This is a genomic window from Chryseolinea sp. H1M3-3 (genome assembly GCF_029360725.1).
GTDB lineage: Bacteria > Bacteroidota > Bacteroidia > Cytophagales > Cyclobacteriaceae > Chryseolinea.
Genome location: NZ_JARKMY010000018.1, coordinates 271418 through 291991 on the forward strand (window position 1 = coordinate 271418; position 20574 = coordinate 291991).

17 protein-coding genes are annotated in these 20574 nt (G+C 40.9%); 8 read left to right on the forward strand and 9 right to left on the reverse strand.

The annotated features are described in order from the left end of the window. Window positions 1–7: 7 nt before the first annotated feature. Complete coding sequence (locus tag P2W71_RS25040; RefSeq protein WP_276374159.1) at window positions 8–805, forward strand: glycerophosphodiester phosphodiesterase family protein; 798 nt, start codon at window positions 8–10, stop codon at window positions 803–805. A 137-nt stretch (window positions 806–942) separates the two neighbouring features. On the opposite strand, the gene P2W71_RS25045 is transcribed toward P2W71_RS25040, so the two are convergent. From P2W71_RS25045 to P2W71_RS25055, 3 genes are read right to left on the reverse strand one after another with little or no spacing between them, the layout of a single operon-like run. Then, the gene (locus P2W71_RS25045; protein WP_276374160.1) at window positions 943–1359 is read right to left on the reverse strand and encodes a hypothetical protein; all 417 of its coding nucleotides are present in this window, start codon (window positions 1357–1359) and stop codon (window positions 943–945) included. 37 nt (window positions 1360–1396) lie between these two features. Then, the gene (locus P2W71_RS25050; RefSeq protein ID WP_276374161.1) at window positions 1397–3070 is read right to left on the reverse strand and encodes a hypothetical protein; all 1674 of its coding nucleotides are present in this window, start codon (window positions 3068–3070) and stop codon (window positions 1397–1399) included. Next, window positions 3054–3545 carry an RNA polymerase sigma factor gene (locus P2W71_RS25055; RefSeq protein ID WP_276374162.1) on the reverse strand — a complete coding sequence of 164 codons (492 nt, stop codon included), beginning with the start codon at window positions 3543–3545 and terminating at the stop codon, window positions 3054–3056. The genes P2W71_RS25050 and P2W71_RS25055 overlap by 17 nt, the downstream gene beginning before the upstream one ends. 412 nt (window positions 3546–3957) lie before the next feature. Here P2W71_RS25055 and P2W71_RS25060 point away from each other — a divergent pair, with 412 nt between their 5' ends. Beyond that, window positions 3958–4395, forward strand: a complete 438-nt coding sequence (locus P2W71_RS25060; protein ID WP_276374163.1) for a response regulator — start codon at window positions 3958–3960, stop codon at window positions 4393–4395. 362 nt (window positions 4396–4757) lie between these two features. Here P2W71_RS25060 and P2W71_RS25065 read toward each other — a convergent pair whose 3' ends face one another. From P2W71_RS25065 to P2W71_RS25075, 3 genes are all read right to left on the reverse strand, one after another. Beyond that, window positions 4758–8117, reverse strand: coding sequence for a two-component regulator propeller domain-containing protein (locus P2W71_RS25065; protein ID WP_276374164.1), 3360 nt, complete (start codon window positions 8115–8117; stop codon window positions 4758–4760). A 346-nt stretch (window positions 8118–8463) separates the two neighbouring features. Continuing rightward, the gene (locus tag P2W71_RS25070) at window positions 8464–8964 is read right to left on the reverse strand and encodes a DUF6252 family protein (RefSeq protein WP_276374165.1); all 501 of its coding nucleotides are present in this window, start codon (window positions 8962–8964) and stop codon (window positions 8464–8466) included. A gap of 75 nt (window positions 8965–9039) precedes the next feature. After that, the gene (locus P2W71_RS25075) at window positions 9040–10338 is read right to left on the reverse strand and encodes an IPT/TIG domain-containing protein (protein ID WP_276374166.1); all 1299 of its coding nucleotides are present in this window, start codon (window positions 10336–10338) and stop codon (window positions 9040–9042) included. A gap of 576 nt (window positions 10339–10914) precedes the next feature. Between P2W71_RS25075 and P2W71_RS25080 the strand changes: the two genes are divergently transcribed. Beyond that, window positions 10915–11463, forward strand: coding sequence for a DUF2911 domain-containing protein (locus P2W71_RS25080; RefSeq protein ID WP_276374167.1), 549 nt, complete (start codon window positions 10915–10917; stop codon window positions 11461–11463). An 11-nt stretch (window positions 11464–11474) separates the two neighbouring features. Here P2W71_RS25080 and P2W71_RS25085 read toward each other — a convergent pair whose 3' ends face one another. After that, window positions 11475–11945 carry a DUF3291 domain-containing protein gene (locus P2W71_RS25085; RefSeq protein ID WP_276374168.1) on the reverse strand — a complete coding sequence of 157 codons (471 nt, stop codon included), beginning with the start codon at window positions 11943–11945 and terminating at the stop codon, window positions 11475–11477. 595 nt (window positions 11946–12540) lie between these two features. On the opposite strand from P2W71_RS25085, the gene P2W71_RS25090 reads away from it, so the two are divergent. The 3 genes from P2W71_RS25090 (at window position 12541) to P2W71_RS25100 (ending at window position 15082) form a co-directional block, all read left to right on the forward strand. After that, window positions 12541–12954, forward strand: a complete 414-nt coding sequence (locus P2W71_RS25090) for an STAS/SEC14 domain-containing protein (protein WP_276374169.1) — start codon at window positions 12541–12543, stop codon at window positions 12952–12954. Window positions 12955–13009: 55 nt separating this feature from the next. Then, on the forward strand, window positions 13010–14377 hold the full coding sequence (locus tag P2W71_RS25095) for a chorismate lyase (RefSeq protein WP_276374170.1): 1368 nt from the start codon (window positions 13010–13012) through the stop codon (window positions 14375–14377). A 234-nt stretch (window positions 14378–14611) separates the two neighbouring features. Further along, the gene (locus P2W71_RS25100; RefSeq protein ID WP_276374171.1) at window positions 14612–15082 is read left to right on the forward strand and encodes an Rrf2 family transcriptional regulator; all 471 of its coding nucleotides are present in this window, start codon (window positions 14612–14614) and stop codon (window positions 15080–15082) included. Window positions 15083–15133: 51 nt separating this feature from the next. On the opposite strand, the gene P2W71_RS25105 is transcribed toward P2W71_RS25100, so the two are convergent. After that, a complete protein-coding gene (locus P2W71_RS25105) occupies window positions 15134–17407 on the reverse strand; it encodes a GAF domain-containing protein (RefSeq protein ID WP_276374172.1) in 2274 nt (757 codons plus the stop codon). 194 nt (window positions 17408–17601) lie between these two features. On the opposite strand from P2W71_RS25105, the gene P2W71_RS25110 reads away from it, so the two are divergent. Continuing rightward, window positions 17602–18630: a sugar phosphate isomerase/epimerase gene (locus tag P2W71_RS25110; RefSeq protein WP_276374173.1), complete on the forward strand. Its 1029-nt coding sequence runs from the start codon at window positions 17602–17604 to the stop codon at window positions 18628–18630. Window positions 18631–18737: 107 nt separating this feature from the next. On the opposite strand, the gene P2W71_RS25115 is transcribed toward P2W71_RS25110, so the two are convergent. Further along, window positions 18738–19397, reverse strand: a complete 660-nt coding sequence (locus P2W71_RS25115; RefSeq protein WP_276374174.1) for an NAD-dependent epimerase/dehydratase family protein — start codon at window positions 19395–19397, stop codon at window positions 18738–18740. Between the two features lie 134 nt (window positions 19398–19531). Between P2W71_RS25115 and P2W71_RS25120 the strand changes: the two genes are divergently transcribed. Next, window positions 19532–20548: a zinc-binding alcohol dehydrogenase family protein gene (locus tag P2W71_RS25120; protein ID WP_276374175.1), complete on the forward strand. Its 1017-nt coding sequence runs from the start codon at window positions 19532–19534 to the stop codon at window positions 20546–20548. Window positions 20549–20574 lie beyond the last annotated feature (26 nt).

Below are 20574 nucleotides of genomic sequence, written 5' to 3' on the forward strand. Positions count from 1 at the left end.
AAAGTTTATGTTTATCAAAACAATTTTTTTACTCATCCCCTTGCTGGTACATTCGGCAATTAATTTTTCTGTACAAGATCATGAAAAAAACTATAAACTAATTGCCCATCGTGGCGGTGTGGTAGAAGATAAGCACGCTGAAAATAGTATTGAAGCCTTACAAGAGGCAATGAAGAGAAACTATTGGATGATCGAAGTGGACATTCGCGAAACCAAGGATGGCATTGCGATTACACAGCACGATGGCGATTTCAAACGGTTCTATAATCATGACAGAAAAGTTGGCGAGATGACTTTATCAGAAATAAAAAAATTAAGGTCCTCCCCCGGAAACGCTTCACCCCTTACGTTTGAAGAGTTAGTTAAAATGTGCAAAGGTAATTTGCATTTGATGCTGGATACAAAAGAGCCTCACTCCGAACAATTTTGCCAGCAAATTGAATCTGTGCTGGTTAAATACGATATGCTTTCTAATTGTTATGTAATCGGATCTGCAATGTCTCGAAAGTACTTCCTCGGAAAAGCGAAAGTTGGAAACACCTATGAAAATTTGAAAGCCATCGGCTCGAATGACAAAGAGACTGGTAATCGCTATTTTCTATTCGAGCACGGAAATGTTTTGAATGACGAAAAGCTATTATGGGCAAAAAAGAACGACGTGACCGTTGTTCCAAGTATAAATAAATTTCACTATCGGGATCAATCAACCATGATGGATTCAGCCCGCCTGGATATCGTCAGGCTTAAGAAAGCCGGTGTGCAGGAATTTCAAATTGATTCAGAATTTGATCGCTGGTTTAACTAAGAGATAATCATTTTTTGCACCAAAGAAATTTTCACTGCTTGTATAATCGAAACCTGATAGCCATCGGAACAATGAACAAAATCCGACAGCTATCAGCAGAATCGATGTAAGATACCGAAACTGTATTCAAGATTTTATTACTGCTTTTTTAGCCACTTTGATGCGCGGGTAACGCTATCAAAATATGCCACCTTTAATTTACGGCTACTGAAAGCCGTTTGTGTTTTAATGACCTTTCCAAAAAAATTCTGTGGAAGGACGATGGCATGATAACGAATCCCTGCCTCCTCCATCGCCGGAATAATATTACTTTTAAAATACGTTACATCCTCATCCAACACCATACCTGCTTCAGTATTATCAGTTAGTAAATGTAATCTGCAATAATTTCTCGTCTCATTTCGAATGGTTTCAAGTAACTTAGTCTGAACATACTGGTAATGATCACTACCCTGTGGAAAACCTGACAATTTTACTTTCACACATGGAACCGACTCCACAACGGATACGCTAGCATACCGATCCTCATAAAATGTTTTTTTTCTAGTACTCATTTGGGTCTTTATTGTTTCGTTGTTGTAATTCAATATTTTATTTCTGGGTCATAAACCTGTAGCGCAAGGTGACATACGCACCGGTGCTGAAAAGCTTTACATTAGGCCAGCCGATCTCTGACAATGAGATTTTCAAATACGGTTCGATGCCAATGGCAAAGGACCGATAAACATAACGTTCATATCCTGCTGACACCATGCCTATATTGAACCAGTAAGATTCCGATCCCGCACTTCTCCATCCCTTGTCTGCTCCTGGGTTAGGTGATTCGAAAGTATAATCATAAGCCTGGCTAATCATAAAATAGCTTGAAATAGAACCAGCGATAAATACCCTGGATTTTTCGGTTTGAATAGCATCGAACTGTATGCCTACCGGAAGTTCGTAAACCAAACACCTGCTGTCAATTTCTTCTGGCACCACTCCGTTTGTCCTAATCTGCCAATACAAAGGATTTCGCGGAGCGTAATCATTGCCATCACCAATATATTTTTTGTTGCTGCGTATAAGACCGGTATGAATGTTAAACCTGTTTGTTAACTGGTAACCTATGCGCAGTCCTAAGGATTCACCAGGCGTTGAATATTCTGTTAAACTTGTCATGCTGAATTCAGGAGCAAAGATCAGCCCCACGCTCCAACGTGCGGCAGGTTTTATTTTCTCTCTTTTATTCGCGCTTTCCATTGCGCTCGAAAGAGAGTCTGATGGAATTGTTTCCGTCGACATTTCCTTTAAAATCGTATCCTTCGGTGTTGTTTGATTCGCGAAAGGATCGGATGAAGGAGATTGACTTGAAGACACGATTCGCTTTTCCGGGTCTGACGTTTCAATCCCGACAGTATCAGTGGGAATATTTTTTCGAACGAGTGAGTGTCCAGCCGTTTCGTTTATGTTAACATCCTTCGGTTCGTTGTCTGAAGATGAATTTTCTGCCTGAGATTTTTCAATATTGCTACTCGGCGCATCAGGCTGCAAGCTGACCTCGCCTTCTACTTTATTAATTCCCTCTGCTGTTTCAAGCTGTTTGGATGTAGCGAATTGCTTCCGATCATCGGATAAATTACGTAGTGGGGCCGACCCATCATTCTCGGTAGAGGACGGTCTGTCATTTGATTTAATACCGGGCATAGGTTTGCGATCCTGACTTGTCAGCGTAGGATTCGTAGCCAAGGGTTCAGCTTTTGTAATGTGATGTTTTTCCTTGGTTGACGGTGAGTTTATGGGGAGTGGATCCTGAACTCGATTATCCCAGGTGCTGTTCTTTTGGTGTACTGACGTTTCTTTTTTAGTTTGAGGAGTTACCAAAGACTTATTGCCTGATGGTTGATCCTTCCCGACTTTTTCTAAAATAGAATCAGGTTCCGAAGATTTAGAAAGCAGGCTAGCAGATGGATTCTCTTGCTGCACATTCTCTTTTTTACCGAGATCACCCGTAGCCTGCGTTCCAGAAATTGAATCGTTCAATCGTGCGATTGAATCAGACGGATTTTTAAATGCCAAAAAATAGACAGCGATGATAAGCCCCGTCAGGCCAATCAGCGTAAAGGCAGTACCCTTAAATCTTTTTGAACGCGCCGCAGCCCTTCTGTTCGCTTCCTCATCCAGCATTTTCTCCATCTTCAACCAATCACTCTCCCGGAATGTGGTATCATACTGAGTTAATGCCTGACGGAAAATCCGTTCAATACTATCGTCACTCTTTTTCGACATAGTCTGCTTCAAAAAAATCGTTCATTATTTTCTTTAATGACTCTTTTGCCTTAAATAAATTCGACTTGGATGTTCCTACTGTTATCTTTAACATCTGTGCTATCTCTTCGTGCTTATAACCTTCCAGTACGTGCAGATTAAAGACAGTACGGTAGGCCGGTGGCAACTTCTGCAACATGGCAATGATCTCCTGATAGGAAATCCCGGATATAATGTTCTCCGAATCAGGTTCATGCCGTGCCTGTTCTATTTCGGATGCCTGAATGTTTCGTTGTTTTTGATGGAAGTGGTTAATGGCGGTGTTCACCATAATCTTTCGAAGCCAGGGTTTAAAAGGTTTGCTCAAATCAAAAAGCTTAATGTTGTTGAAAATCTTCATAAACCCATCGTTTAAGATTTCTGATGCTTCGTCGCGGTTGTCAGCATAGCGCAGGCAGATGCTCAGGGCGTATGCGTAATATTCCTCGTAGAGCATTTTCTGGCTCTCTCGGTGCAGTTTCTTACACCCCGCTAGGATAGTAGTTGTTCGATCAGTATGGTCTTCCAATGAAACTGCTTTTGTAGTTAATACAAGGGAATTGTGAATTGGGTTGCCTCAACGCATAGGTTTATTACATCGAATTCCTTGTGACGCGAAGTACCCGAAAAAATCAAAGACAACATGTTGGGGATATATCGACGAAACATTTGCCGTGATGATTAGTCAAACCACGGCTTTTAAACTCATCTTATCGATAAACGTTCTCCGAATTCAGAGGGGAATCCCTTTTTACTAAGGTTAATACCAAAATGAGACGACCTAACCCTAAAAAACACCGTTTGCATGGCAGAAACTTACTTGCATGCCATTTGCAATCGATACAACAAGATCAAAATCGCAAAGGACTATGAAAAACAAAACTATCTTCGTCGTTGACAATGATCCGTTTTCAGCTAAGAAACTTCGACTGCACCTGGAAGCCTTAGATTTCGACGTTACCTATTTTGCCACCGGTTCGGAAATGATGAACCACCTAACTTCAAATCCTTTGCTGATTATCCTTTCCCATGATTTGGGTGAAGAAAATACGGGTCTTGATTATTTGCGTCTTATCAAGGAAATCAACCGGGACATCCCTGTGCTTTTCATGCTTTCACAATCTAATCTTAATACCGCAGTTCATGCCTTACGCCTCGGCGCTGCGTTTTATATGGAAAAAATCAATACTTCTTTTGAAACGATAAAGAATATTCTGTATGACCTGGATATCGAAAAGAAGAGAAAATATTACAATTTTTTAAGAACCTTCAGACAAGGAGTTTTTAATCTTTATGGTGTTTATTGATATGCAGACGGAGCCATTTTTTAACGAGGTCTTTAAGTTCTCATTGCTAGCTCCTATCATATCAACGAAGTTGAAAGAGATTGAAACGGATGTTCTACTTGATAAGCGCTGCTTGTTTTCCCGAGAACATCAATAATTTCGGTCTATATCAACGACGATGCCACATCGAGACCTGGTGGATTTTGATTGATGCGGTAGGTTAGAAAATATAGAAGCATTAAAATTAATTATCCCACTGCAGTAGAAACCTGGTTTATTTCTGACTACCAGATAGACAAGTGAACGTTTTGAGGTACATCAAGAATTCGTTGTTCTGATTGTTCTAAGTCATCATCGATTGCACTGGACTATCTTCTTAAAGATTAAAGGTTCGCTTCATCATTCCTGGCATCAATCTTCTCCTTACATTTTTTTAGTGACAACTCAAGGTGACGTATCTTATCCTGGTATTCCTTTTCTCTTCTTTTTAGCTCTTCCTGAGTTGCCTCCAGTTCTTCCATATTTTGACGCATCTCTTCTTCTTGTGCCTGAAGTTCTTCAGTCTGTTCTTTGGATTGTTGCAACAATCGTGTGGTTTTGTAATTCAGATTTGCGGCGTGAACATTTAATGCAATCACACTGGCTACTTTATCTAAAAAACTTTGCACTACGTCTGATACTTCGTTCAAAAATGCCAGTTCAATTACACCTTGTATTTCGCCGTCATCAGTTTTTAATGGCAGCAGTACCAATGTGGTGGGTGATGTTTTACCCAACCCTGACGCTACTTGTATGTAGCTATCAGGGAGATTCGTCATAATCTTTTTTTCTTTATCCTTGTAAGTCGAGCCAATCAACCCATCACCAACTTCAATCCTCTTTATTTTAAGTCGTTCCTGATTTACACCGTACGTGGATAAAACCATCAAATGTTCATCGGTGTCATCTTCCTTGTTAGCAATTGAAATTGTGCCTTGGCTCGCCTGGACATAGGTAACCAAATTTCGTAAAATCTCCCTGGAGAGTTCATCCAGGCTTCCTTTGTGTTTACTGATGATGTCACCGAATGTTGCGAGCCCCTGGGTGATCCAGTTTTGAAATTTCTCCTGTTCATTTTTCTTCAAAATGGCTTCGCTTTGTTTCTGAACTTCACCGGTACGTGTTTCAATCACTGCTTTCAGTTCTTCTTGTTGACGTTTTGCTTTTTTCTTTTGATAGCGGATGTATCCAACAACACTGGAAGTAATGGTAACGATCACCAGCGTAATAAACCACGCGGTGCGCCAGAAAGGCGGAATGATGTGAATTTTAATCGAGGCTCCTTCATTATTCCATACGCCATCATTATTCGAAGCAATTACACGAAAAACATAATCACCAGGGCTAAGGTTGGTGTAGGAAACTTTACGTTCCGTGCCGGCATCAATCCATTCGTCCTGAAATCCTTCCATAATATATTTATAGCGGTTTTTTTCAGTTTGACGGTAGTTGAGTGCGGTAAATTCAAATGAGAAAAAATTCTGAGAATAAGGCATGTCAATTTCCTTTGTAAAAAGGATGTTGGATTTCAGGATCTCATCATTTCCAATATTAACAGCCTTGTTAAAAAGTTTGAAATCTGTTATATAAACAGGAGGCTTGTAAGCATTATCCCGAATCTTGTTAGGATCAAATAAATTAAATCCATTTACACCTCCGAATAATAATTCACCTGTAGCAAGACGTTTGAATGACCAACGATTAAATTGATTGCCTTGTAATCCATCACCTTCGTCATAGTTTTTGAACGCGCCGCTGTCGGGATTAAATTTGCTCAGACCCTTATTTGTTGAAATCCAAAGGTTATGATGATCGTCTTCCAATAATCCCATGATGACATCATTGGGAAGTCCATCAGATTGGCGATATACTTTAAATGTTTTTGTTTCGCGATCGAAAAGATTCAATCCTCCACCATTGGTTCCTACCCAAAGTCTTTGTTTTGAATCTTCAAAGAGGTCGAATACAGCATTGTCAGATAAGTCTCCAGGCTTTCCCTCAAATTTGTAATGCGTGAATGTCTCCGTTTCCGGATCAAACATGTCAAGACCGTCTTGTCGGGTAGCAATCCATATTTTTCCCAGGTGATCTTCTAATAGGTAGATTACGGTGTTTCCGCTTAAGGAATTTGTATTGTTAGGGTCATGAGCGTAAATTCTAAAATCATCGGTGTCCCTATTGTATTTACTAATGCCCTTTCCGAAGGTTGCAAACCAGAGATTGCCTTTGCTGTCTTCCAGTATGTGAAATACGTTGTCATCACCAATACTGTTTGGGTTAGCTTCGTCGTGTTTGTAATGCTTAAACTTTTTCGTTTTGCGATCATAGTAATCGAGCCCAGCAGCCCAGTGTCCAATCCACAAACCGCCAAGGCGATCAAGTTTGACAGACAGGACTTTGTTACTGGAGATGCTATTTCCATTAGCCGGGTCGTGAAAGTAACGGATGAACTGATTCTTCTTTCGATCATAATAATTCAGATCAGCACCATCAATTCCTATCCAAATATTTCCGATTTCATCCTCCGCAAAACTATTTACGGTATTCCCGCTCATGCTAAACGGATCGTTCACTTTATGTTTAAAATGCCAGAAGGCATACTTCTCCTTGTCATATACATTAACACCACCAAAGCGTGTTCCGACCCATAGCCTGTCGTTTAAGTCAAAGAAAATATTTGTGATGATATTGCTGCTGAGACTGCTTTCATTTTCAGAATCAGATTTGTGAGAAGTAAATGTGCGGTTGACCGGATTATAAAGACTCAGCCCACCGTCGGTAGCGACCCAAAATTCACCGACGGAATTCTGATCCATCTCATGAATGAATTGTGATGGCAATGTCGATTCATCTTCCGGATTGTGCATGAACCGCATAAACATCTTTTTGCCTTCATCAAATTTGTTGAGTCCCTGATCAAATGTGCCCACCCATATCGAGTGGTCTTTATCCTCAAAAAGTGTTCTGATTTTATTGCTGCTAATACTCGAACCATTGTTCGGATCATGCACATAATTCGTGAAAGTTTTTTGGTCAGCATTCAACATTCCAAGTCCGCCAGAAGTACCTGCCCAAATACGCTTTGCATGATCTTCAATGACACTCCTCACTTCGGCGTTTGCCAAAGATGTTGAATCACCATCCACTTGAACATATTGGGTAAATTGTTTTTTAGCGATGTCATAAAATGAAAGTCCGTTAGCGGTACCAATCCACAAATTATTTTGGCTATCGATGCAAAGAGAAAGAACGGTATTATTTGTCAGCGATGATTTATCATCAGTTTTATTAAAATAACGTTGGAATATATTTGATCGTCGATCATAAAAGTTCAGGCCATTTTGCGTACCTATCCAAAGGTTTCCATCTTTGTCCTCTTCGAGGCAATAAATATTGTTATTACTTAGACTGGTAGAATCTTTCGGGTTATTTCTGAAGATGGTGAAAGTATAGCCGTCAAACATGTTCAGTCCATCCTCAGTGCCGATCCATATAAACCCAAACTTGTCCTGTTGTATATCCAGTACGTTACCCTGTGAAAGACCTTGCTTGACAGAAAGGTGATCAAATTTAATACCCTGAGAAAATGCCGGCGCCGGGCATAAAAAAAACCATACAAAAGCGGGCACCAGCAGGCATAATAATTTAAAACTAAAGTTCCTGTTTGGGCGAACGCTTTCCACTGCAATTTTCGTCAAATGCATAAAAAACTTACAAAGTTGTTCTCCACAGCTAGCCATTCGTTTTGACAGATCTTGGGCTCCTCTCGAAATCGAATGCGGTTTCAAACCAGCACGGTTAGATTCCCTCCAATGGATTCATATTAATAAGTTATTAAACTACAGGCGAAATTGCACGCAGATCAGCGCCGTTTCATGTTTGAAACATACACGACGTCAGATGTGAGGAAAGGTTTAACAAAACGAAAATCTTGAAAACAAGTAGAGTTTAAGCACCACAATGCTGACCAGCTAAACGTGACTAAACCCAATTAAAATTTTGGGGTGATACGTCGACGCGAGCCGCTGGATCGCTCCTGGCTGGCGATAATTATTGATTGAACTGTTTGGGATTCGGTATACGAAAAATGCCGTTTGTAATTTGAACTATTTTCCAGCTATTTTTTCCAGTGAATGAAAAAGTTCCCTCTATCCAGAGCTCATCCATTTTAGTGACAATAACGCTACCATCTTTGCCCACATAGATATCCATTTCTGATTCGTCTGACCAGGTGGCCGGACTGGTGTCACTAAAAGTTTTCTCTTTTCCCTGTGCGGGCTTATATAGATTAAATTTTATAAAGGTATTTCCTCTGGTACCCTGTACTTCAACAATATTTGAATTGTCCTTATCAATCGACATATCGCTGGCAATCCATTCCTTTCCATTAATAATTGCTTTCAGGTAATAGCCGGAGGAGCTTGTTTTTGCGGCACCAGTTTTTTCTCCGACTGCCGTCTGCAATTCTGTTGCCTTCTGAAGTGTTTCATCCTGGCAAAATGAATTATGAAAACTTGTCGTTAGTGCGAATACTATTAAAAAAATTTTCATAGTCATCTGGATTTTTATTTCACGACGCCATCATAGCTAAACGTTATGTTAGAAAACGCAATAACATTTTTGAGTCTAATCAATTTTTCGAATGCGATGACTGCCCGCTTCCACCACATAAACATTTCCTTCATTATCGATGTCTATTTCGCGAGGATATGAAAACTTTGATGTTCCTGCGGTTCCATCATCAGTACCTTGTACGCCAGTTCCGGCGAAAGTGGTTACTACTCCCTCAGGGGTAATTTTTCGAATGGCATGGTTCTCGGAATCAGCCACATAAAGGTTTCCATCTTTATCCAGCGCGATGCCTGCCGGGAATGCAAACTTCGCCGCAGTCCCCGTCGCGTTGGTAAGTCCAGCCGTACTACCGGCAAGCGTAGTGACAACCCCCGACGAGGTGATTTTTCTGATTTTATGGTTAAAAAGATCTGCAACAAAGATATTTCCCTGCGCATCTGCAACGACTCCAGTTGGTCTATAGAATTGCGCTGCCGAACCAGTTCCATCCATACTGCCTTGTGTACTGCCTGCAAGGGTAGTTACAATTCCTGCTGGTGTAATCTTCCTGATTCGATGATTATATTGATCAGCAACATAGATATTCCCCTGCCTATCTAACGTGATGCCGCTCGGACTTTGAAATTGGGCTGCCGTACCAGTACCATCAGCGTTTCCAACGGTACCGCCGGCAAAGGTACTAACATCTCCGGTGGGCGTAATCTTCCTAATGCGAGCAGTACCTTCTTCAGAGACATAAACATTACCTTGCTCGTCCACAGCGGAACCATTTGGAAAAAAAAACTTTGCTGTTGCAGGCGGCCCGTCTGCAATGCCAGCAACACTACCGGCCAATGTTATTACAAGCCCAGATGAATTTATTTTTCTGATCACATGATTTCCAAAATCCGTAACATAAGTATTGCCTGAGGAATCCACTGCGATGCCGCTTGGTGCATTGAACCTTGCCGCAGGGCCGTCGATGTAACCTGCAACGCCACCAGCGAGGGTACTCACCATCCATTGAAACTTAAACTCAGGTGTACTGGTGGCTGTCTGTCCTTTTGTCTTCACAACGATTGGGCCACTGCCTGCAGCTGAAGGAACTGTGACCGTGAGCAGCGTTGCAGTCGCAGCTTTGATGGTAGCCGGTTTACCGTTGAAAGTAACTTCGTTTTCAGCAAGGGATGTACTGAAATTTGAACCGGAAATAGTAACAACCGTGGTTTTAGGTCCTTCCGACGGGTTGATGCTGGTGACTTCTGGCAGAACAACTTTAGTTTCATCATCGTCCGAACACGAAGCAAGAATGAATATAGTAGATACCACCATACATAATAAAAGGGTACCTGGTGTGAATAAGGACTTCTGCATACAAAAATTCTTTGGTTAAATGAAAGTCTGTTTAATTGATAAATTATTGATTCGCGAACGTGGCGTATCATAAAAACAAAGCAAGCAGCTATTTCAGCAGCAATCAATTCCCCATTTGGGTCATTCAGAGTAATTTTGTTTTGATCAGTACAAGGTTTATTAATTCGGGGAGAGCAGTTTCCCACTCAAAAAATATTTTTTTGAGTTGTTAAACGATTTGCAGCAACACCGTGTTAATGTTTCGATAGCAGTCGTTATCGGCGAAGGCGAACTTCTAAGATATCTGAATAATACCCGTCGCTTATGTTCAACTAAAAGAAAGGAGGTACCATGTCTAGTCCAAAGGAAATTTTATCAAACAAACGTAATCTAATCTTTTCACAGGTTTGATGAATTGAAGGGATTGGTTTCCTCGTGAGATTTAGTTTACGGATAGAATTGAATGAGGATTTTTAAAGATATCCGGCCAGTATCTAGGCCGGATATTTTTTTTGCGCCCAAAATTATAAAGCAATCGTATACGCTTCCTCACACTTATGCATATATTCGGTCTTCATTTCTCCCAACGCTGCATCTATGAAGAAGAAAATATTCATCATCCTTGGTATTCTGCTGGTCGGTTACATTGCCTACTTTTTATATGGCATGTTTACAACCCGTTCCCACAGTCCGAGTGAAACAAAAACTATTAGTCACCAGGGGTTGGATGTTAGAGTAGTTTACTGTCGGCCGTATAAAAAGAACCGTTTAATATTTGGGGAAGCAAAGGATGAAGCACTCGTACCGTATGACAAGTATTGGCGGTTGGGTGCGAACGAGGCAACCGAGATCACTTTTAACAAAAATGTCAATTTTGGAGGAAAGCCTGTCCAGGCGGGCAGTTATAGAATGTATGCCGTACCGCACGCTGATTCCTGGCAGATATCGCTGAACAGTGAGTTGGGAAAGTTTGGTTACTTCGAACCTAATTACGCTCTGGATGTCTTGAAGGTAGAGGTTCCTGTCGTGCCATCTCCGAATGAAATAGAGCAATTAACGATTTCGTTTGAGCCAGACTCTTCAGGGATAAGTATGGATATCGCCTGGGACAAAACACTGGTGCGTGTTCCAATCGCTACCGAATAAGCATCGACTGATTAGACTCCTGGAACTTCGGGCTCAGGAAATCTTGTTTTAAAATCAAAAGAAAATGGAGTGGGACCATTGTCTTGTAATGATTGAAGTCTTTCAACAGCGTCCTCAATCGAGGGAATTTTTCCAGCCGGTATATACCATAGAGCAGTGAAGGGTTTTCCGAAATTGATAAACCAATCGCGTCTGCTTCTCAAAACTTCTGCATGTCGACCGTGATAAACAAATTTTATCAGGTGATCCAACGATACCCATACCGACATATTGACGATAATGCGATTGTCATGGTAGGGATTAAAATTGGTCGCGTTATTCCCTTCATCTTTTAGTCGCCATACAAATCCTGGGCTTGCTTCTGCGAGCGAGTTAACTTCTTCAAGCTGGGCCACAAACTTTTCCATTACCGGATCCGTGATCGTGTCACCAATCATTTTAGCAATATTAATTTGCGCCAGATGCCATGCTTTTGATTGCATTATTGAAACGTTAAAGGTGAAGCTGTTTGATTCTTCCAAAATGTTGAAGTTAATAAATTATTAATTTTTTTTATTAAAAAATCCCCCTGGATTCAGGGGGATAAAGAAATAAGTCATTGAGAAATAAGTAACAGGTGAAAAAAAAATTATCGGTACAAATGAAGTACTATCTTAAAATGTAAATGAATTTTTTTCAAAGTTTTTAACACGTATTCTGCTTACTAACATATTTTTATTTTGTAAAATTGATTTATCAAGTAACGATCAGACTACACCTCTCACTTATCATAAGCATCAATAATTTCATCGTAAGACGTTCACTTTCATAGTAAAAAAACCGTTTGCGTAAAGAGTTCATTAACGCCAACAGGGCTGAACTTTGGTTTGCCGACAAGGAAAAACAAGCGCTTGCTAGAAGTGATTTTGTTAGATAAGTTTTTAAATCTAACCGTTTGAAGTTGAAGTAATATTTCTCGCGTAGTGATAAAAATTTTGAAAAAAAATTGATACAATTTTATAGCGCTATTAAAATGTCACACGTTGACGTTGACTAAATTTTATAAACCCAACTCTTAACAAACCAACTTAAACAATTATGAAACTTTTCGAAGAAAAGTATGGTACTCTTGAGTACGACTCAACTGTTCCATGTATCACTGCAACCTTTAACGGCTTCATGAGCAGTGAACAGTTCCGCACCTTTCTAAACAAGGGTCTTGATCATCTGATTGAAAAAAAACCAAGCAATGGAAAAATCCTTTGGTTAGCGGACACACGCAAGCATGTAGTGCAACCCGATAAGGATACCCAGTGGGTTGCAGATGAATGGAATCCCCGCGCGTTGAAAGGTGGCATCCACCACGTTGCATTTGTATTGCCTGAAAATGTTTTCGGCAACGCTTCCGTTAAACGCTATGCCGACAACACAACCAAGAAGAAGGCTGAAATGGACGTTCAAATGTTTGGTGACATCAATGCTGCAAAACAATGGTTCATGAATCTTAAATAAGGAACGTTTATGATAATTGTCTATAAATTCCAGTTAGGTACAAACCCCAAAATATATGCAAACAGAAATTGCAGTACACACTAAGAACCGAATTGAAGCCGCGCGCGAGATTGCAAATCCAGCTGAAGTTGCAGTAGAAACAAAAAATAAAAAAGGTTTTACCTATACCCTTACTTCCTTTGGAAAGGCTTTCATCAACGCAGCCGCAAAGGCGTCAAAACCAGTTATGGATATCGGAGCAGCCTATGGAGTGGCAACACTTCCGGCGCTCCTTACTGGCGCTAAAGTTATTGCTGTTGATATCGAGGAGAAACATTTACTTTCCATTGCTAATGCCGTTAACACGCCGCTTCGTAATCAATTAATAACATTACGGGAAAGATTTCCTCACTTTGATTTATTGCCTGACTCTCTCAGTGCAGTGTACATGTCACAGGTACTTCCGTTTCTTAGTGGAACTGAAATCGAAGCCGGAATTCAAAAAATTTATGATTGGCTCGTTCCGGGCGGTGAAGCATTTGTCGTAAGCTTTACACCGTATATCGATCACGTTCGCTCTTTTATACCTACGTATGAAGAACAAAAAAAGAAGGGAATGCGGTGGGCCGGCAGTATCGATGATCTTTCTCGTTATAGTTCAAATCCCGCTATCTACAAAAATCTTCCTAATCAAATACATCACATTGACTTGGATGATCTTATATGGGTGTTTGAAAAAACCGGATTCATTGTGAAAGAAGCAAGGTACTTTGGTGAGGAAGAAGGACCATTACCGGAAGGTATCAGAATGGACGGACGTGAGCGCGTTGGATTGATCGCTTACAAGCCAGTACCGGAAGACCGAGATAAAAATTTCAGTTACTGGAAACCTATCTCGTCAGCCAATTTGGATCATATTCCTGAAGCGGTGAGAAAATGGCTATCGGAGCCGTATATTCTGAGCCAGGCTTTGCGAAAGGTATGTGAGAACTTTTCCGTCGAAGTGACTGACCAAAAAGTAAAGGATTTATATGCAGATGAAGTAGCTGCATTGAAATGTTACGATGCCGGTCAGGGGTTTGTTCGCGAAACCTATCTCGGTGACATCGGCAATCCAGTAGTATATGCGCGAGTAACGATGCCGCAGTCCACTTATCAGTTCAAAAAAAATGAATTGGATAACTTGGGCAACCGGCCGATTGGCGAAACATTATTATATCAGGATCCGACATTAACACGAAGTGAATTTGAAGTAAAGCGAGTTACCTGTGATGATGAACTGCTGTTTGATCTGTTAGTCCACAATAATTTTTATAAAGCTGAGATTGAAAAAATTGCCCGCGTCAATGAACTGTGGGCACGCAGGTCGTTCTTTACCATTTCCGGGAACCCGATTTTGATTACGGAGGTTTTTTTGTCCAATATTCCAAACTACCTAGGTTAATCAACGAATTACCCGTCACACCATGGCTGGTCGTTAGCCGCAAACAACAAACCCTGGAAGAAATCTTCCGGGGTTTGTTGTTTTGAAAGTTTTGAGTTGCCCTGAAATGCAGTGTTATGCCTCGCAAAAAGGAAATGTTCCGTGAATTTTAACTAAATCTGCCTAAGCCTTAGAATGAATTCGAATTTCATGGTGATATTTAAAATAAATTGGCATGAACACTTAACTTAGTATATGCTTTCAAAGAAGTGTCAATACGCGTTGCATGCGCTGATTTACCTGGGGGAACACCAGGATTCAGGCTTGATTTTCATATCGCAAATTGCTACCTCAAGGAAGATCCCAAAGAAATTCCTTGAAGCAATTCTACTTGACTTGAAGAATAACAACATCCTGGGCAGCAAAAAAGGAAAAGGTGGCGGCTACTATTTGAAAAAGAAACCAGAAGAAATTTCTATTCTACAGGTGGTAAGAGCTATTGATGGCGCAGTGGCTATGCTTCCATGTGTGTCTCTGAATTTTTATGAATCCTGCGGATTATGTGAGAATGAAGAGCAGTGTACAATTAATCATCTCTTTCGCCAGGTGCGCGATGAAACCCTAAAAATACTTTCTACAAATACGTTGGCCGATTTGATAAAGTCTAAGTCGATCACTGGTCAACCCGATCACCCATTTCTAACTGACTATAAAGCGAAAGAATAATTCAAGTGGACAATAGTCGTCTTTGCATGTCAACTGTGTACGAGGGGTGGCTCACAAATTTTCTTCTCTGAGATTTTTTATCCTTAAAGAAGCTTCCTCCTCCTTCATCGTTGATGCAATAACCCATTGAACATCCGGGATATTTAACGGTGCATAGGCATTCAAGATCTTTTCACCGCTGCTATTAAACTCCAGCGAAGTTCCTGCATTTCCCTTCAATGCATCACCAATTCCCTCAGTTCTTACTTCTTCCATTAATATGCTGGTCTGCATTTTACGAATTTGTTGAAGGGTAGGATTGCTATAATTCAATTTCTTCAGCTGCAACAAATGGCCATCCATATCTTCTATTAATCGTCGTGCAATGGATCGAAGTTTATAATCACTTCCAATCATAAACGTTTCACCGCTTTCGCCAAGCCCATCTTCACGCCATTTGTTGTTGCCCGTTAAAATCTGATTTATTTTATTGATGGGCATTTGAAAAACCAGAATACCAATCTTGTTATCACCATCGTATATCGCCGTGGCAATAAAGGATGCCGGTGCATGATAGGACGGATCATAGGGCGCAAAATCAATCAGCCGGACAAAATTTTTATCTGTGCTTTCAACCGCTTGCTTTACAACTTTACCAAAATTCGTTTCAGCATATAAGCCATGAAATAAATTAGTTGCAAAATCGACCTCCTTAAATACACTGTAAAGCATATCGCCGGTAGCCGCATCGATCAAAAAAATATCATAGTATCCAAACTTTTCTAAAAAACTTCTAAATATTGAATGATAAGAAGCATGCACGCTACTATACGCGCCTCCTTCTTGTACATAATTTAGTAACGACTTGCTACCTGTTGGGTGAGGATTATTTGAAATGTATTGATGTTGTAGTATTAGTGTTCTGGTGTCTTTAGGTATATATACCGCGGATTTTAATTCTGCACTGACGTATTCATTTAACTTCGGAATAAAATCTCTTTCATAATAGGACTTCACATCCTTTTCAATTTCTTTAAACTTTTCGAATGGCAAATTGACATCGATATTAAAGAAAGCAGCTCCAAACGCGTTAGTCGCTTCAATAACCATCGCATTCTCGGCAAACGTTAATATTTGGTTTCGAATGATATCAAAATAATATTCGATGTTGCGTTTCTTGGTAAAGGTAATGGATTTGAGCTGATCGAATTTTGATTGATTATTCAATTCACCCAACTGCTTAAAAAGCATATCATACTTTCTGCTGATCGCTTCCTGTGTTGCCTGGAGTTCCTCCTGATTCTGTCGAAGTTCTTCTTCCTGCGCCCGCATTTCTTCTGTTTGCGCCTTTGACTCTTCCAACAACTTTTTGGTATTCTCGGCAATCCTAAAAGATGAAATTGAATGTGCTATACTTTCACCCATCTTCTCTACAAACTCAATTACATGTGGGGTAAATTCTTTGAAGGAAGCGAGTTCGATGATCCCCACAACATCATCATTCATCTTGAGGGGAACAATCAGAACATACCGCGGGTTGGCTTCGCCCAAACCGGAAGTAATTCGTATAAACTTATCCGGAACATCCTTGAGATAAACAGTTTCTTTTTCTAAAAAAGCCTGACCCAGTAACCCTTCCCCTGGAGCAATTTTCTGTGTTAAATGTTTTGACCTGTTAAAAGCATAACACGCCTGCATATCCAGGATCGGTTTATCATTCTGTTCGCCCAATATGAAAATCGCACCTTGGTTTGCATTTATTGTGCGTACCAGATTAATGATAATGTCGTTTGAAAGTGCATTTAAATTTTGAGCCGACTGTAGTATTTGAACAAATTTAGCCAGGCTTTCCGAAGCCCATTTTCGTTTTTGTTCCTCTTGATTAATATCTTTTAAATTTTCTTTAATGGCTATTAGCGCTTTACCTAGGTGGTCCTGCTCGTGACTGGGCGTATAATCCGATGCCAAATTCCCTGCTTTTACCTGCTCCGCGAATTGAGTTTTTACTTCCATATCGTGCTGGACCTGACAGATTTTATTCACGATCAAAGTCAATTCCGGTACATTTCCGGCATGTCCGTTAGGGGTAACCTTGCCTAGACTTAAATCCATCGCAGCTTTTTCGATCAACTTTATTCCGTTCGATAAATTGCGCAAAAAATATACGGCCGCTATGGTATAGCCAATCATTAATCCTCCAATCCCAACCATTAGTTTCCAATAGCTCGTCATATCTTTGGTAACATAGACGAAATAGCTTAGTACCACCACTGGCAATAATGCGGCAAATAAGAACAAGGTCGCCAGTTTGGTAGTAAGCGAAAAGTTGCGATAAATTTTATTCATAGGGATTCAGCAATGGCAAAGGCGTACAGGCGTAAAGAATAATCCTTAACCATTTGAGTTTTGACCGGCATACACCGCATGAAATGGCGCATCCGGTTTCCAAAAAATAAATGGTTCTTTTGTTAAGCGCACCTGGAAGTAGTAACTTAAGATCAAAAGTTCCAAGGTTTGAATTTAAAAGAAATATTTTGGCTATGAAAAATATTCCCCGTAAAAGTACCAGCACTGTTTCCCGTCGTGAGTTCATTCAAAAATCAGCAGCGGCAGCAACTGGTTTCGCGTTTGCAAGTTCTACAGTGATCGGCGCACCTGCTATACTCCGTGCCATGTCAAAACCGAATTCAAAATTTGGTGGTGTACAAATTGGTGCCATCTCTTATTCGTTCCGAAGCTTACCGAGCAACGCCGAACAAATTTTAAAATATTGCATCGATTGTAACATCAGTGCAGTGGAGTTGATGGGCAATACGGGTGAAGCATTTGCCGGCGCTCCACATACGTCGACAGAAGCTCGTACCGGTCCGCCACCTTCAGGCCCGAGACCACAGCCTACTGCTGAGCAATTGGCAGAACAAGAACAAAAAGCAAAAGAGATTGCCGCATGGCGCTCGACTGTTTCAATGGACAAATTTGTACAGCTGAGGAAAATGTATAATGATGCTGGGGTTTCTATCTACGCCTGGAAGCCTGGGGCTTTAGGTGAAAAAAATTCCGACGCAGAAATAGCATACGCAATGCGCTCTGCTAAGGCATTAGGTGCAAGCCATGTAACGGTAGAGTTACCCACAAATCCCGCACAGACGCTGAGGCTAGGGACATTAGCGGCCGAGCATAAAATCGGTGTGGGTTACCACGGTCACCTTCAGCAAACATTCACATCGTGGGATGAGGCGCTGTCTCAATCCAAGTACAATGGGCTTAATTGTGATATTGGACATTATGTCGCCGCAGGGCTGGATCCAATCCCATTGATCCAGGCTAAGCATGAGCGGATATACAGCATGCATATTAAAGATAGGAAATCTAAAACTAACGGGGGGGATAACATGCCCTGGGGCGAAGGGGATACACCACTTGTACAAGTACTTCAATTAATGAAGAAACAAAAGTTCAAGTTTCCGGCTACGATTGAATTGGAATACCCTGTTCCAAGTGATTCGGATGCAGTGAAAGAAGTTGCCTTGTGTGTAGCGTATTGCCGTCGTGCGTTGGAAGCAATTTAGATAACGTTGACGGCGCAATACGTGACTCCGCACTCAGTTGAGCATCTTCAAATAGCCGAAACGACTATTCTTCCCATAGGTCCGAGGTTGAATGCCGCAGAACAACGTCATTTGGCCAGCGCCACAATATCTTCCACCTCCAATACAGATTTGCTATAGCCCTTAGTTACCGCGTGGATCATGGCCAAGCCCAATTCTTTTAACGTTGAAACATACTTAGGAAAAAATTTCCGGATGCCTGGATACATCCAATTAACGAAACGATAGAACTTCAATGTGTTTTTTAGACCTGGGGTAGGATACATAAACCCTGGTCTGAACATGTATGCATCTTTAAAGCCCAGGAGCAACAAATGATTTTCAGTTTTACCTTTAACGCGCGCCCACATCGATCTGCCCATTTCACTGCTATCGGTACCGCTACCCGAAACGTAGCAAAAAATCAGATCAGGGTTTAGTTTATGAAGTGTGTTAGCAAAGTTCAGGGTAAGATCAAATGTAACACGGTGGTACCTCTCTTCACGCATGCCAAGGGATGATACCCCGAGGCAAAAGAAGCATGCAGTATAACCCAACAACCTTGATTCAACTGCAGATAGGTCATAAAAATCCGCATGAACAATCTCCTCGAGTTTTGCATGTTTCAAACCGGTAGATTTACGGTTTATGATAAGTACTTTCTCCACATCAGGATGAATCAAACATTCGTGAAGTACACCTTCGCCAACCATGCCGGTAGCTCCGGTAATAATAACCTTAACACCCATAGCCGAATTTTAATAAATCTAACGAAAGTTATTAACGGACGCACTTGGCAATGTTAAATAGTTTTAATTTTAAGTTGATGCGTAAGAAAATACAAAGGCGACTAAGACCTATAAGTAACGAAAAGACCTGAACAATGAATTATATAAGCTGTGATACACCAAATCATTTTTCATTAAAGAACGGCAGACCACCGGAACTCACGGAAGGAAATGCTTTGCTAAAAGTTAAACGTGTTGGTATTTGTGGTACCGACCTTCATGCATACAAAGGAAACCAACCATTTTTTTCATACCCGCGAATCCTTGGACATGAATTGGCTACAGAAGTTATTGAAACAACTTCCCAAAAAAATCTCGTCTCAGCTGGAGATCGCGCAGTAATCATTCCTTATCTCAATTGTCAGCAATGCGTTTCCTGTAAAGCAGGAAAGTCAAACTGTTGCCAGCAGATTGCTGTGCTTGGTGTTCATACCGATGGAGGTATGCAAGAAATTATTTCAGTGCCAAATCGTTTGCTCATTCCTGCCAACGATCTATCCTTTGAGGAAATAGCCATTGTTGAACCACTTTCTATTGGCGCCCATGCTTTACGACGTGCCCAAACTAAAAACGGCGAAACCATTGTCGTTATTGGCTGTGGGCCTATCGGTATGGCTATGATACAACTGGCGAAATTTCTTGGAGCAAAAGTGATGGTGATCGACGTAAACGATTATCGTTTGTCTATAGCCAAAGAACAGTTTGGAGCAGATGCCACAATTAATGCCCTCCACTCGCCGCTTGATGCGGTCAAAGATTTTACCAATGGCGAACTAGCACATACCGTCTTTGATGCCACCGGAAACAAACGCGCTATCGAAGGAGGTCTGGAATATATGCGACATGGAGGTACGTTTGTACTGGTAGGTTTATTTAAAGGCGAACTCTCTTTTTATCATCCATCACTACACGCAAAAGAAACGACTTTAATGAGCAGCCGGAATGCTACGAGAGAAGATTTTGAATTTGTGATGAAAGTGCTGCGTGAAAAAAAATTTAATTCTGGTGCTTACATTACCAGCAAGGTAGGTTATCAGACGATATTGACGGACTTTGACAAATGGTCTGATCCCGCATCAAAAGAAATCAAGGTAATGACCGTTTGGGATTAAAAAGTTTACCCGCTAAGAATAGCGGG

Excerpts from the sequence above, each read along its gene's own strand:
- P2W71_RS25085 (WP_276374168.1), bottom strand. The coding sequence starts at position 11,945 with ATGCAATCAAAAGCATGGCATCTGGCGCAAATTAATATTGCTAAAATG.
- P2W71_RS25070 (WP_276374165.1), bottom strand. The coding sequence starts at position 8,964 with ATGAAAATTTTTTTAATAGTATTCGCACTAACGACAAGTTTTCATAAT.
- P2W71_RS25075 (WP_276374166.1), bottom strand. The coding sequence starts at position 10,338 with ATGCAGAAGTCCTTATTCACACCAGGTACCCTTTTATTATGTATGGTG.
- P2W71_RS25095 (WP_276374170.1), top strand. The coding sequence starts at position 13,010 with ATGCAAACAGAAATTGCAGTACACACTAAGAACCGAATTGAAGCCGCG.
- P2W71_RS25060 (WP_276374163.1), top strand. The coding sequence starts at position 3,958 with ATGAAAAACAAAACTATCTTCGTCGTTGACAATGATCCGTTTTCAGCT.
- P2W71_RS25120 (WP_276374175.1), top strand. The coding sequence starts at position 19,532 with ATGAATTATATAAGCTGTGATACACCAAATCATTTTTCATTAAAGAAC.
- P2W71_RS25065 (WP_276374164.1), bottom strand. The coding sequence starts at position 8,117 with ATGCATTTGACGAAAATTGCAGTGGAAAGCGTTCGCCCAAACAGGAAC.
- P2W71_RS25080 (WP_276374167.1), top strand. The coding sequence starts at position 10,915 with ATGAAGAAGAAAATATTCATCATCCTTGGTATTCTGCTGGTCGGTTAC.
- P2W71_RS25115 (WP_276374174.1), bottom strand. The coding sequence starts at position 19,397 with ATGGGTGTTAAGGTTATTATTACCGGAGCTACCGGCATGGTTGGCGAA.
- P2W71_RS25050 (WP_276374161.1), bottom strand. The coding sequence starts at position 3,070 with ATGTCGAAAAAGAGTGACGATAGTATTGAACGGATTTTCCGTCAGGCA.
- P2W71_RS25055 (WP_276374162.1), bottom strand. The coding sequence starts at position 3,545 with ATGCTCTACGAGGAATATTACGCATACGCCCTGAGCATCTGCCTGCGC.
- P2W71_RS25100 (WP_276374171.1), top strand. The coding sequence starts at position 14,612 with ATGCTTTCAAAGAAGTGTCAATACGCGTTGCATGCGCTGATTTACCTG.
- P2W71_RS25110 (WP_276374173.1), top strand. The coding sequence starts at position 17,602 with ATGAAAAATATTCCCCGTAAAAGTACCAGCACTGTTTCCCGTCGTGAG.
- P2W71_RS25040 (WP_276374159.1), top strand. The coding sequence starts at position 8 with ATGTTTATCAAAACAATTTTTTTACTCATCCCCTTGCTGGTACATTCG.
- P2W71_RS25045 (WP_276374160.1), bottom strand. The coding sequence starts at position 1,359 with ATGAGTACTAGAAAAAAAACATTTTATGAGGATCGGTATGCTAGCGTA.
- P2W71_RS25105 (WP_276374172.1), bottom strand. The coding sequence starts at position 17,407 with ATGAATAAAATTTATCGCAACTTTTCGCTTACTACCAAACTGGCGACC.
- P2W71_RS25090 (WP_276374169.1), top strand. The coding sequence starts at position 12,541 with ATGAAACTTTTCGAAGAAAAGTATGGTACTCTTGAGTACGACTCAACT.